This is a genomic window from Oceanobacillus aidingensis (genome assembly GCF_042654105.1).
GTDB classification, from domain to species: Bacteria; Bacillota; Bacilli; order Bacillales; family Amphibacillaceae; genus Oceanobacillus; species Oceanobacillus oncorhynchi.
In genome coordinates this window covers 1-12,568 of record NZ_JBHSFT010000036.1, presented here as the reverse complement: position 1 = coordinate 12,568, position 12,568 = coordinate 1, and the positions used below count along the sequence as shown (strand labels likewise).

Here is a 12,568-nt window from a genome sequence, read left to right as displayed (position 1 = left end):
GGTGTTTTTTCATGTTTAAAATCTGTGTCAAGCAACCTACTACAGTAGCTACAAGTACTTGAGCTTATTGATTTTATTAAGTTTTTCTAGGTGCGAAAGTTGAGTAATAAATTAACGAAGCATGACCTCGGTAAGCTTATTTTTCATGGTATCGATGAAGACAATAATCCGGTATACACTATTGGAAGAAGAAATAGTAAATATGTTGTGCCGGCAATACAAGAGTTTGCTGCTTTGTTACAAGAAAGAAATCAGCTAAGTGAAAAGGTTATTATTTCTAATACCTCTCCTACTGTACCATTTGTAATGTCTGTTGGTGGCTTCTTAGCAAGAGGGTTAAATATTAATTTCTTAGGCGAACCTTTACTGGTTGCCGGCGCGAAGCAATGTTGTGAAAAAATTGACCGATTAGTAGAGGAAACCAAAAAAATGAGCCATTCCATGACTGCCAAAGTGATTGTCCTGGAAAACAAAAAATTTCATTGATTTATTCCGTAAGCAGCTGTCCAAGCTCCCTGACAGCATGAAAAAAGAAAGATAAGTAAAGTATTAGGGATAAGCTGCGTTTTCCAAAATAAAAAAGAACCATTTTCTAACGAACAGCCCAAGCTATCAGATTTCTACCTCTGATAGCTTGGGCTGTTTTTAAAAAGTGAGGGTTATCTGTCCGCAAGCTCTAATTAGTAGAAATGGTTACAGCAAAAACAGAACTTCCTTTTATTCCTGTTATTTTCGCAATGATTCGATTCACGACATCGGTGATGATCGTTTCTGTGACCGTCCCGGTTACAACAACCATTTTCATGCTTGTTTCCGCATCTGTGATGCTGCTCGTTTCCTTGATGTTTCCGGCAGTGACAATAATTTTCATGCCTGCTTCCACATCTGTGATGATTTTGATGTCTGTTGTCACAATGATTGGATTTATGATCTTTTTGACGATAGTCGCCCCCTCGACGACTTGTGTTGCGACAAGGATCTTCGCATTTTTTTCTGAATGAGTGATGACCGCACATAGCTTATCCCTCCTTTCTCATTCAATATACGCAAGGAAGAAAAAAGAGATTAGACAAACTTAATAGGAGCTAACACATTTTCACGTGGAAAATGTAGATTCATAAAATAAAACTTCATTCCATAAGATTTTTTCGAACGATTGTCCTTAATAAACGAAGTATTTAAAAATATTGGTGAATTTGAAACTTTTATTCCATTCTTTCGTATAACCTGATTAAGAAGAAAGATTGGAAGAGGAGGACTAGAATTGACAGAAATTGCAATGGAATTAAAAAATGTGAGTAAGCGCATCAAGAATAAAGAAATTATTAAAGATGTCAGCTTTCAAATAAAACAAGGGGAGGTGTTTGGCTTTGTCGGGCCGAATGGAGCCGGTAAAACGACAACAATCCGGATGATGGTCGGTTTGATGAAATTGACAGAAGGGGATATCCACATTGTCGGTAAAAGCATCCAAACGGATTATAGTGAAGCCATCAGAGAGGTTGGCGCGATCGTGGAAAATCCGGAGATGTATCCCTTTTTAACAGGAAGAAAGAATTTAGAACAGTTCGCCCGGATGATTCCAGGTACGACAAAAGAGCGGATAGAAGAAGTTGTTCGATTAGTTGGACTTGAAAAAGTGGTCAATGACCGGGTTGGCGGGTATTCTCTCGGAATGCGGCAGCGGCTGGGGATTGCCCAGGCCTTGTTACATAAACCATCGATTCTCATTTTAGATGAGCCTACAAATGGACTGGACCCCTCTGGAATGAAGGAAATCCGCCAATATATTCGTACTTTGGCAGAGACAGAAAAAGTCAGTGTGATTGTATCCAGTCATTTATTGTCTGAGATTGAACTGATGTGTGATCGTATCGGTGTTATAAAAAATGGTGCTTTAATCGCTGTAGAGGATGTAGAGAAGAACCGAAAGGCAGAGGACAGTGATATTTCAGAGTACGCCATTTCTGTAAGTAATGCGCAGACTGCAAAAGCGCATTTAGATTGTTTGGAGGAGGATGCTTTATTTGTAGAGGCAGTGGATGAAACTACCTTAAAAACGGCGGTCAAACGGGAACAAATCCCAGTGATTCTTAAAGAATTATTAATCCATGATATCAATGTATATGAGGTTCAAGCTGCCAAAGGCACGTTAGAAGATAAATTTTTCGATTTGATTGGAGAGAATGTCATTGAGTAATTTAAGCCAGCTTATAAAAAATGAATTTATCAAACTGCATCATTATAAATCTACCTGGGCAATGTATATTATCCTGGCGATTCTCCTTATTGCCAGTGCACTTATTACAAACTTTGTAGTGGATCAAAGCATGATGATAAATCAAACCTTCCAAGGGGAACTCATGCAGGCATATCAGTCGATGGGGTTAGAGGTTCCGGCTTATGATATGTGGGCTTTCGTGGCGGAAAATATCTCCTATATCAGTTTTATCACGATTTTTATTATTGTTGTTGCCGCTAAAATTATTTCAAATGAGTATAAATGGGGCACGATTAAATTATTACTTATCCGACCAGCGGGAAGAGGGACTGTGTTAGCGTCAAAATATATTACGGTGTTACTTTTTGCAGTTGTGTTAATCCTCTACACAATCGTTTTATCATTACTTATTGGACTTATTTTTTTCGGTGTGGATGCTTGGAATCCAACCATTGTAGATAATATGGGTTCCGGCTATACGGAAGTCTCTATCATTGCTTCCATTGGTAAGGATATCCTCTTTCAGCTTGTACCGTTAATTATAGTGGCAACCTTATCCTTTATGATTGCAATTTTATTCAAAGGAAGTGCCATGGCTATTGCGGCAAGTATTGTTATTTATATTGCTGCGCCGATCATTACGATGATGGTAAGCCAATACGAAATTGCGAAATATCTGTTGACCGCACATCTAAACCTTCAAGAAATCTTTGAAGGAACACCGATAATTGAAGGAACATCACTTGGTTTTTCCATTGCTGTTCTTCTTGTTTATTATATCGTATTTATGGCAGCAGGATGGCTCACCTTTAAAAAACGGGATGTGGCTGGAAATTAATCGGAAAGGGCGGGATTTCATGAAGAAATTTTATCCTTTATTGTTTGTAGGTCTTCTGGTTTTCCTCGGAGCTTGTTCCAATGATAAGGAAGAAGAGCGGGAAGCCGGTTCAAATGATATGGAACAAGAGGAAGCTTTGGAAAAAAACAAAGAAAATCTGGATCCCGCAACTGGACTTTTGATGGAATTTATCGAGGAAAACCAAGACTCGGACCGGGTTGCTTTTCTAGCCACCTGGAATGATGAGGCCTTAGCAGAGATCAATACAGATTTAGCTATGCCGCTTGCCAGTGTTGTTAAAATAATCATTGCGATTGAATTTGTCAGCCAGGCGGAAGAAGGGGATATCGATCCTGCTGAAATGGCAGCGATGGAGGAAGTAGATAAATACTATTTTCCGAATACAGATGGCGGAGCACATGATGCCTGGAAAAGTACATTGGAAGACGAGGAAGGCGACGTTTCCCTGGAACAAATTGCACGAGGTATGATGGATTTCAGTTCCAATGCCAATACCGATTATTTAATTGAAAGATTAGGGTTAGAAGAAGTAAACAATCGGATAGAAGAACTCAATTTGAACAATCACGAGCCTATCTATCCGTTAACAGCAAGTATTATCATTCCCAAAAAAGTAATAGAGGATAAGGGGATTGAAGAAGGTCAATTAGAGGAAGCATTACGTGATTTGGATGATGATGCCTACCGGCAAATAGCGGTTGACCTTTTTGAAGAATGGCAGGAGAATCCATTAGACGAAGCGGAAAAAGAGGAAGCCGCTGCCCCGCTTAATGATATGTCGATACAAAAAGTTTGGTCCGATCGGCTGACGCATGCTACTGCGGAAGATTATCATCAAATCATGAAGATGTTAAATAATAAAGAACATTATTCGGAAGCTTTTTATGAGGAATTGGATGCTATTTTCAGCTTAGAATTAAAGAATGACTCCATTATACGTACAGCGCAAAAAGGCGGAAGCACTGCTTTTGTTTTGAATCAGACCGTTTACGCAGAAGATGAGGACGGAAACCGGTTTGAGATGATTTTATTTACAAATGATCTCAATCTGTCAGAACTGGAGGTTGCAGCAATGCAGGTGCAGGCATTAACGGATAAATTAGTAACGGAGGAAGATTTTCGTGAGGAGGTAAGAGAAGCGTTAGCTGAATAACAATAATGATACTATCCCCCTGATGATGGAATTATACATCGTGTCAGGGGGATTTCATATATACTGGAACTATCTTATAATAAGAATAAATAATGAAAAGCGGTGCATATGGATGTCTCTTTATATCAAAAAAGTAAATAAGGAAAATTGGCGAGAAATTGCTGGGTTAGAAGCAGCTGAAAATCAAAAAGCATTCATCGAGCCTGTGTCCTTTTGTTTAGCAGAGAGTTTTATTGAACAATTGACCACATCGCTTGGGCTCTATGCTGGTGAGAAACCCGCCGGCTATGCTATGGTCGGATTTTATTCTGACGAAAAAAGAAGTATCTGGTTTGACAGGTTTATGATTGATTACCGCTATCAGGGACAGGGCTATGCCAATCAGTTCATCCCATTAATTGAAGCGTACATCCATGAGCATTATGATGTGGAAATCATACGTTTAAGCTTTGTGCCGGGAAATAGCCAAGCAGAACGATTATATAAAAAGCACGGATTCGCCCGGACAGGAGCGTATGATCCGAAGGGAGAAATAATCATGGAGAAGCGTCTTTAGATAACCATAATTATATTATGTAAACTAATGGGTTAGAATGTTATTCTTTAAAATGTAAAATAAGAAATGAGGAAATCAGATGACTAGTCAAAAACAAAGAAAAGTATGTAAGAATGGACATGTTTTCTTTAAAAGTTCAGATTGTGAAAGCTGTCCGACTTGTGACAAAGAAAATAAACCAAAGAGCGGCTTTCTAGCAACGCTTTCTGCTCCGGCAGGAAAAGCACTTATCCATGAAGGTATCTCAACAGAAGAACAGCTGGCAGCTCATACCAAGAAAGAAATACTAGCCCTGCATGGCATTGGTCCAGCATCGATGCCGGCTCTGACAAAGGCGCTGGAGAACAAAGGACTTACATTTAAAACAGAATAGGCAGAATAGAAATGGAATGGTATCTCAGTCAGAAGAGGTATCATTCCATTTTTGCATTTTAGCAGCTGTTGCTTGTTGGCTTGTAACTGTGCTGCTTAGGAGGTTTAGAAGGAGATAGACCTTAAGGCTTAGACAAAGATATTGCTCAGGCTCATTACGAGAAAACAAAATCCCCGGTAAGATAAAGATACAATAACAAGAGGAGGAAAACGGAATGAAAAAATTCATGTTGTTTATTGGAGGGCTTGTTGCATTACTGATACTGCTCGCAAATCTTGGCCCGATGGTATTACTTGCATTAAGTGTATGGCTGCTCTATATATGCTTTAAAAAGTTTATCAGCACAGATTCCACCGCTGCTAAAGTAGGATGGGTAATCCTGGGATTGATAGTTGTAAGCATCACATTCTCTAACATTTATGCAGTTTTAGGTGTTGCCGCAGCTTATGCACTTTACCTTATCTATAAGAATTGGAACACACCGGAAGCCTCTGTTGTCCACGAAATAAAGGAAGAGGATGACCCATTTACAAATTTTGAAAAACAGTGGGCAGAGTTAAATAAATAAAATGAATAACATTCAAAGGAGAGATTGATGATGTCAACAAATATTTTTACACGAATGAAGGAATCTATTTCTGCAGATTTACACACGATGATGGACAAAAAGGAACAAAAAAATCCGATTGCAGCACTAAACCATTATTTACGCCAAAGTGAACAGGAAAAAGAAAAAGTAAGAAAGCTGATTGACCGTCAGTATAAATTGAAGGAAGAATTTGCTCGTGAATATATGAAAGCACAAGATCTTGCAGATAAGCGCTTAAAACAAGCACAAATTGCCGAACGTGCGCAGGAAGAGGAAATGCATGAATTTGCTTTAAAAGAGCATGAAGAATATCAAAATCGTGCTGATCGCATGAAAGCGTCCAGAGAAGAGGCAATCACGCAGCTGGAAAATTTGGAGCAGAAATACGAAGAAATGAAGCATCGCCTGAAGGATATGCATCTGCGCCGTATGGAGCTGATGGGCCGGGAAAATATAGCCAAAGCAAATCACCAAATCAATCGTGTCGTGGATGAGTCACCAGAAAAGCCTTTCTCCAAGTTTGAAGAAATGGAGCAATATATCGAAAACCTGGAGTACAGAGTAAACAGTGCCTACTATCAAAGCACGTTCGATAATAAAATTGCTGCGATTGAAAAGAGACTGGACGAAAAAGAAATAAACTAGAATTGATAGCTGGAAAATGAAAAATCATGGTATACTTATACAGGTGCAGGCTGTTCTTGCGCCTGTATATTTTACATATGAAATCAAGGAAAGGAGAATGGAAGGATGTTCAAGCAGATTCCCACAAGAAACCTAAATTGGATATGGATTACCGTCGCCATTCTTCTTGTTTTTGAAATTGTCTTCTTCCATGGAGGAGCCCTGATATCGGCATTAATTTCCGGTTTCTTTGTTTACTTCAGCTGGAAAAGGCTGCATTCCCTTGGGTGGAAGATTGTATTTGCAATTGCTGCAATATCCTTCGTTCTAAATGTTTTTAATTTACTTGCGGTACGGTTTTTAATTGTCGTTGCTATTGCCATTATTATTTTAAATTATATCAAATCAACGAAAGAACCCAGCAAGGAGAAGCCGGAGCTGCCTAATAAATCGAGTTTGACAGAGGAAGAACCCCTTGTGCAGGTGGATCGTTTATTTGATGAACGATTTTTTGATGATTTTCGGACGGAGGAAACGGCTTATCAATGGAAGGACGTCAATATGCATGGGATATATGGAGACCGTGTGATTGATTTAAGTAATACGGTCCTTCCTTATGATACAGCGGTCATCTCCATCCGGCATCTCGCAGGGAATATTGAGATTTATGTGCCTTATGAAGTAGAAGTCAGTATTCATCATAGTTCCATCTTTGGCAGAGCATCTATTTTTGGAGTGTATCACGGGCGGCTAATGAACAAATCACTTCACTATGAAACAAAAAATTATAATACGGCACATCAAAGAGTGAAGATTGTAACCTCTTTATTTTCCGGGGACATTGAGGTGAAGCGCGTATGAATACAATTATCCGTTTTGTTCTCTTGTCTATCGCCTGCAGCTTTGTTTTGGCTATTGCCGCGATTGTTACAACCTTTGTTACATTTACCGTAGATGAATCAGCGGGGTGGAGCGCGCTATGGGAAGGGAAAATTGGTGATGTTTCCTTTCTTTTGACTGTGCTGGCTTTTGTGATTACATTTGGTTCTATTGTTGGGGCTGTTATTGGTTATTATTGGAAAGGTAATTTGAAAAAAATTGAAAAAATGCTTACGGGCATTATCAAGGGAGAAAGGTATCCTGATACAGAGGATGTGCCTAAAGAGCTGGAGTCTATTACGGAACGGATGAATCAAGTCCAAGAAAAACTGCGGATACAAACCGAACACGTACAAAAGATTGCAACGGAAAGAGCAACTGAACGGGAACAAAGCCTGCAGGAAGTAGTGGAACAGGAAAGAAACCGCTTAGCTCGGGAACTGCATGATTCCGTGAGTCAGCAGCTTTTTGCAGCTTCAATGCTGATGTCGGCAATCAACGAGGCAGGACCGCCGGAGGATCCGGCATTAAATAAACAGTTAAATATGGTGGAAAATATGATTCACCAATCGCAGCTGGAAATGCGTGCGCTTCTTTTACATCTGCGTCCAGTTGCATTAAAGGGCAAGTCATTGCAGGAAGGGGTAGAAGGGCTCTTAAAGGAATTAACCCAAAAAGTACCTCTAGAAATCGATGCAAAAATAGAAGCATTCCAGGTTGATAAAGGGGTAGAAGATCAGCTGTTCCGCATCTTTCAGGAATCTATCTCCAATACATTGCGTCATGCGAAAGCGGAAAACCTGCAAGTTTTATTACTGGAACGTGATGAAAACATTATTATGCGTGTTGTGGACGACGGGGTTGGATTTCAGACAGAAGCTGTCAAAACAAGCTCTTACGGAATGCAGAACATGCATGAACGTGCTTATGAAGTTGGCGGCACATTAAAAATTATCAGTCTCCCAAATGAAGGTACACGTTTGGAAGTAAAGGTGCCTATTTTAAGAAAGGAGGATACAACGAATGATTAACGTTTTATTTGTCGATGATCATGAAATGGTACGAATCGGCGTATCTGCATATCTTTCTTCACAGCCGGATATTGAGGTAGTTGCAGAAGCAGATGACGGCTCCCGCGCAATTGAACTGGCATTAGAGCTCCGCCCGGATATTATCTTAATGGACCTTGTGATGAAGGAAATGGACGGAATCGAAGCAACGAAGAAAATAATTGAATCCTGGCCTGAGGCGAAGATTATAATCGTTACCAGCTTTTTAGATGACGAGAAAGTGTATCCTGCATTGGAAGCGGGAGCTACAAGCTATATGTTGAAAACATCGAAAGCCAGTGAAATTGCCAAAGCGATTCGTGCCACCTACGAAGGGCAGTCTATTCTGGAGCCGGAAGTCACCGGGAAAATTATGAACCGTATGCGCACAAAGCAGGAGACAGTTTTACATGAGCAATTAACAGAGCGGGAAAAGGAAATTCTATTGCTAATGACAAAAGGAAAAGCAAACCAGGAAATTGCCGATGAATTATTTATTGCTTTAAAAACGGTAAAGGTTCATGTCAGCAATATCTTAGGAAAGTTAGAGGTGCAAGATCGGACTCAGGCTGTGATTTATGCATTTCAGAATAAGCTGGTGGAATAATTTGCGTACTGAGAGTAGGGCGTAATGAAGGTAAAGGGGATATTATGATAAAACAAGAAACAACGGACGCTTTTATAAAAGAGAATGAGGATGCTTTATTTCAAGATAGTGATGAAAGTTCTCTAAGAGAAAAAAGTATGGAAGAAATATTAATTGCACGATCGCAATATCCTGTTGAATCGAAGGAATGGGAACGTTTAAATAAGATAAAATCAGACGTTTTACAAAAGAATAAACCGAGTACAAAAGAAAAAATTTTATATTTCAAAGAAACGGATTTAGAAAGAATTCCATTAGGATTCAGCAAAGCAAAGCATTTGCCTCTCATGGATTATAGAATTGCAGAACGCAGTTTACTAGAGTACCATCCAAGTCAACGCCATCCAATTCCCTATGTTATTGTCCGGTATAACGGGGAATATTTCTTTATTTTGCGGGGAGCAAATGTCGGAGAAAGCAGATTAGCTGGAAGAAAAGGGCTATTAGGAGGGCACGTTGGAGAAAAAGATGCAGTGCCTGGAAATATTCAGCTTTCTATTGAGAATGGGCTTTGGCGCGAATTGGAAGAAGAAGCGGGAATAAAAGCAGAAATGGTTAAAAAGCTGGAAATGAAAGGTATTATCAAATCGAATGATGGTGTGGATAGTGACCATCTGGGGATTGTTTATGAAATCGTGTTAAATCATAAAGATATTCAGTCAGAGGAAGAGGAGCTTACAGGGCTATGGATGACAAAAACCGAACTGAAACAACATTTCGATACGCTGGAGTCATGGTCAAAAATAGTTGTTTCCAATCTTATTATTTGCAATTAGATCTGCTTTTTTAATAGTTATTTAACCATAAATGAAAGGATATATGCTTTTTATAAAAGTATATCCTTTTTTAGCTGCGATATAGATTTGCTGTCTGAAAATTAGATGTATAGCTGATGTATTAATCAGAAACCTAAAGAATTATGTTTCAGAATAGAGTCTTAATAAAAATGGAGGGAAATATGAAAGTAATCATTTACGTGTAAGATGGCATAACCATGCTTGATGCCATAGGTCCTTATGAGGTTTTAAGGAATATGGACGATACAGAAGTATATTTTGTTGCGGAAAAAAGGGGAGAAATAAAAGCAGATTCAGGTTTTGTTGATATTAATGTGAAATATAGTATCGGCGAAATGAAAAGTGCGGATATTTTAGTAATACCAGGTTCAACAATTGGATTTATGAAAGAGATGAAAAATAATCGAGTGTTGAAATAGATAAAGGAAGTAGACAAAACCACAAGCTGGACGACGTCTGTTTGTACAGGATCCATGCTGTTGGCTGCAGCTGGGTTGCTCGCTGGGTTAAAAGCAACCTCTCGTTGGAAGCCAATCAATCTACTAAGTAAGTATGGAGCTGTTCCTGTTAGAGAACGAATCGTGGAGCAAGAAAAATATATTACTGCTGCGGGTGTGTCGGCAGGGATAGATATGGCTTTGTATTTATCGGAGAAAATAGCTGGAGAAGAGGAAACCAAAGCGATTCAATTAGCAATTGAATATGATCCGCAACCGATATTTAATGCTGGTAATTATTCTAATGCGGAAGAAAAGATTAAAAACATAGCTGGGGCGAAATTAACGAAAGACGCAAAAAAAGGGATTGGATTACTAGGCATGATAAAACATTCCAAAAGTATCCTTAAAATGATGAAATAAAAGCGAAATACAACTCATGTAATGTAAACTCTAGTATAAAGGTATTAAAATTACTAGGTTAGGAGGAGATAATTTGGAGCTGAAAAACATGGACCTGGAAGAACGGATGAAATTTTATCATGTTCCTAGCTTGAATATAACAGTGCTTGAAAACGGTCAAATCAACAGAACGGAAAATAAAGGCCAGCTGGAAGGTGGAGGAAACAGAAAAGTGAATGATGATTCGGTATTTAATGCTTGTTCTATCAGCAAGTTCTTAACAGGATTCCTTGCTGTAAAACTGGCAGAGGAAGGAATGCTTCATTTGGATGAGGATGTAAATGAGCGATAAGCAATCTGATTCAAAACAGTATGAACCATAATGAGGATGGCTGTACCATTTATCTGTCTATTGCTATAAGAGAAAGTAAATGTATTATTTCGGTTGAGGATAATGGTAAGGGTACAACAGAGGAACAAATTCAACATTTAAACAATACACCGCACTATATGCTTGAGAGCAATCGTTCTGGTGAGCTTAGGCATGGGTTAGGGCTCTTGATTGTGAAACAGATTATTTCTTCCCATGGGGGAGAGACAGTGATTAAACAGAGCAGGTATGGCGGTTTGGAGGTACGGATAATATTGCCGACAGCTGAATGTTAGAGATAGACTATTTTTCGTTGCCAGCTTTTGTTATAATCAATCTGTAAAATTATATTTGGAGGTAATTGCCATGGGAATTACATCTATTGCAGTTGTAGATAAGCGTCTGTTCTTCTAAAAAATTGATAGAGGAGGGCAGGCATGGGGATTTGCAGCATTGCTGTTGTTAAAAACGTTCATTATAAACCAAGAAAAATACAAAATGGTTATAATGAACAGTAAATAAAGTTTGTTATAACCAATGGGATAGAGGGTTATAATGAACAGAATAAATCCAAAAGACAGTCAAAATTTTATTACGTCGAAAAAGCATATTCATGAGATATTATCTCGAACAAATATTAATAAACAGGATACCGTTATTGAAATTGGTTCAGGGAGAGGTCATTTCACAAGAGAGCTTGTGAAGATATGTGATTTTATTACTGCTGTTGAAATAGATCCTAAATTTGTATCTATGACGCAAAAGTCTATCAATCGTTCTGAAAATGTCCAGGTTGTCCATGCAAATATATTAAATTATAGGTTTCCAAAAGGAAATCAGCCGTATAAAATTTACGGAAATATTCCTTACAATATAAGTACAAAAATAATAAAAAAGATTGTATTTGAAAGTGCTGCCGAGTTCTGCTTTCTGATTGTGGAAGAAGGGTTTGCGAAGCGGCTGACAGATTATCGAAGGGCTTTAGGATTATTCATATTTCCTGAGGTTGATATAAAGGTTTTAAGAAGAATTCCTAGAGATTATTTTCATCCCAAACCCAAAGTTGATTCTGTTTTTATTCAACTTACAAGAAAAGCATCTGAAATTCAATCCAGGGACAAAGATTTGTATCAACATTTTGTATATAAATGGGTAAATAAAGAATATCAAAAGCTATTTACAAAAAATCAGTTTAACAAGGCCTTGAAGCATGCTCAAATAACAAATTTAGATTGTTTAACAGGCGAGCAGGTGTTATCCATGTTTTATAGTTATAAATTATTCTTGAATTAAATAAAAAGGAATAAAGAAGGGAAAGCATTCAGAAGAAAATCTTTTGAATGCTTTTCTCTATATCACAAAAGGAATAATTATTAATCAAATTAAACCCTTCCAATCGGAAATGCTATGTCAAAATGGATTTGATCTCCTTTTAACGCTGCCGTTATCCCCCCATCCATTGCTTGAATCAGCGTATCTGTTATATAAAGACCTAACCCAAGATGCCCCTGTGAGCGTCAAGTAGAAATGAACACTTTTTGCTAATTAAATTTGGACACTTTATTCCATAAAAATGGAAGAACGGTGTTTCATTCGGTAACTATCATCATCAT

At 38.3% G+C, this 12,568-nt stretch carries 16 protein-coding genes and 1 pseudogene; 16 read left to right on the top strand and 1 reads right to left on the bottom strand.

Going from position 1 to position 12,568, the window contains the following annotated elements; all coding sequences use genetic code 11:
- Positions 1 to 99: 99 nt before the first annotated feature.
- Complete coding sequence (locus ACFO3P_RS14695; RefSeq protein ID WP_379542480.1) at positions 100 to 486, top strand: DUF3189 family protein; 387 nt, start codon at positions 100 to 102, stop codon at positions 484 to 486.
- Positions 487 to 676: 190 nt separating this feature from the next.
- Here ACFO3P_RS14695 and ACFO3P_RS14690 read toward each other — a convergent pair whose 3' ends face one another.
- Positions 677 to 871, bottom strand: coding sequence for a hypothetical protein (locus tag ACFO3P_RS14690; protein WP_193062071.1), 195 nt, complete (start codon positions 869 to 871; stop codon positions 677 to 679).
- A 393-nt stretch (positions 872 to 1,264) separates the two neighbouring features.
- Here ACFO3P_RS14690 and ACFO3P_RS14685 point away from each other — a divergent pair, with 393 nt between their 5' ends.
- From ACFO3P_RS14685 to erm, 15 genes and pseudogenes are all read left to right on the top strand, one after another.
- Positions 1,265 to 2,200 (top strand): ABC transporter ATP-binding protein, encoded by a 936-nt coding sequence (locus tag ACFO3P_RS14685; protein WP_193062072.1) that lies wholly within the window; start codon positions 1,265 to 1,267, stop codon positions 2,198 to 2,200.
- Positions 2,193 to 3,059: an ABC transporter permease gene (locus ACFO3P_RS14680; protein WP_193062073.1), complete on the top strand. Its 867-nt coding sequence runs from the start codon at positions 2,193 to 2,195 to the stop codon at positions 3,057 to 3,059. The genes ACFO3P_RS14685 and ACFO3P_RS14680 overlap by 8 nt, the downstream gene beginning before the upstream one ends.
- A gap of 19 nt (positions 3,060 to 3,078) precedes the next feature.
- Positions 3,079 to 4,233, top strand: a complete 1,155-nt coding sequence (locus ACFO3P_RS14675) for a serine hydrolase (RefSeq protein WP_175297058.1) — start codon at positions 3,079 to 3,081, stop codon at positions 4,231 to 4,233.
- A 112-nt stretch (positions 4,234 to 4,345) separates the two neighbouring features.
- The gene (locus ACFO3P_RS14670) at positions 4,346 to 4,789 is read left to right on the top strand and encodes a GNAT family N-acetyltransferase (protein WP_042533848.1); all 444 of its coding nucleotides are present in this window, start codon (positions 4,346 to 4,348) and stop codon (positions 4,787 to 4,789) included.
- A gap of 79 nt (positions 4,790 to 4,868) precedes the next feature.
- Positions 4,869 to 5,162, top strand: a complete 294-nt coding sequence (locus ACFO3P_RS14665) for an RNA polymerase alpha subunit C-terminal domain-containing protein (protein ID WP_042533850.1) — start codon at positions 4,869 to 4,871, stop codon at positions 5,160 to 5,162.
- Positions 5,163 to 5,376: 214 nt separating this feature from the next.
- Positions 5,377 to 5,730: a lmo0954 family membrane protein gene (locus ACFO3P_RS14660; protein ID WP_042533853.1), complete on the top strand. Its 354-nt coding sequence runs from the start codon at positions 5,377 to 5,379 to the stop codon at positions 5,728 to 5,730.
- A gap of 30 nt (positions 5,731 to 5,760) precedes the next feature.
- Positions 5,761 to 6,396 carry a PspA/IM30 family protein gene (locus ACFO3P_RS14655; protein WP_042533854.1) on the top strand — a complete coding sequence of 212 codons (636 nt, stop codon included), beginning with the start codon at positions 5,761 to 5,763 and terminating at the stop codon, positions 6,394 to 6,396.
- A gap of 105 nt (positions 6,397 to 6,501) precedes the next feature.
- Positions 6,502 to 7,236, top strand: a complete 735-nt coding sequence (liaF, locus tag ACFO3P_RS14650) for a cell wall-active antibiotics response protein LiaF (RefSeq protein ID WP_042533856.1) — start codon at positions 6,502 to 6,504, stop codon at positions 7,234 to 7,236.
- Positions 7,233 to 8,285, top strand: coding sequence for a sensor histidine kinase (locus ACFO3P_RS14645; protein WP_042533858.1), 1,053 nt, complete (start codon positions 7,233 to 7,235; stop codon positions 8,283 to 8,285). Before liaF ends, ACFO3P_RS14645 begins: the two co-directional genes overlap by 4 nt.
- Positions 8,278 to 8,910 (top strand): response regulator transcription factor, encoded by a 633-nt coding sequence (locus ACFO3P_RS14640; protein WP_042533859.1) that lies wholly within the window; start codon positions 8,278 to 8,280, stop codon positions 8,908 to 8,910. Before ACFO3P_RS14645 ends, ACFO3P_RS14640 begins: the two co-directional genes overlap by 8 nt.
- A 44-nt stretch (positions 8,911 to 8,954) precedes the next feature.
- Entirely contained in the window at positions 8,955 to 9,725 is a 771-nt protein-coding gene (locus ACFO3P_RS14635; RefSeq protein WP_052485056.1) for an NUDIX domain-containing protein, read from the top strand.
- Between the two features lie 218 nt (positions 9,726 to 9,943).
- Positions 9,944 to 10,606: pseudogene (locus ACFO3P_RS14630) on the top strand (DJ-1/PfpI family protein).
- A 73-nt stretch (positions 10,607 to 10,679) separates the two neighbouring features.
- The gene (locus ACFO3P_RS14625; protein WP_042533861.1) at positions 10,680 to 10,937 is read left to right on the top strand and encodes a serine hydrolase; all 258 of its coding nucleotides are present in this window, start codon (positions 10,680 to 10,682) and stop codon (positions 10,935 to 10,937) included.
- A 20-nt stretch (positions 10,938 to 10,957) separates the two neighbouring features.
- Positions 10,958 to 11,251: a sensor histidine kinase gene (locus ACFO3P_RS14620; RefSeq protein ID WP_042533863.1), complete on the top strand. Its 294-nt coding sequence runs from the start codon at positions 10,958 to 10,960 to the stop codon at positions 11,249 to 11,251.
- Positions 11,252 to 11,510: 259 nt separating this feature from the next.
- Complete coding sequence (erm, locus tag ACFO3P_RS14615; RefSeq protein WP_042533865.1) at positions 11,511 to 12,248, top strand: 23S ribosomal RNA methyltransferase Erm; 738 nt, start codon at positions 11,511 to 11,513, stop codon at positions 12,246 to 12,248.
- Positions 12,249 to 12,568 lie beyond the last annotated feature (320 nt).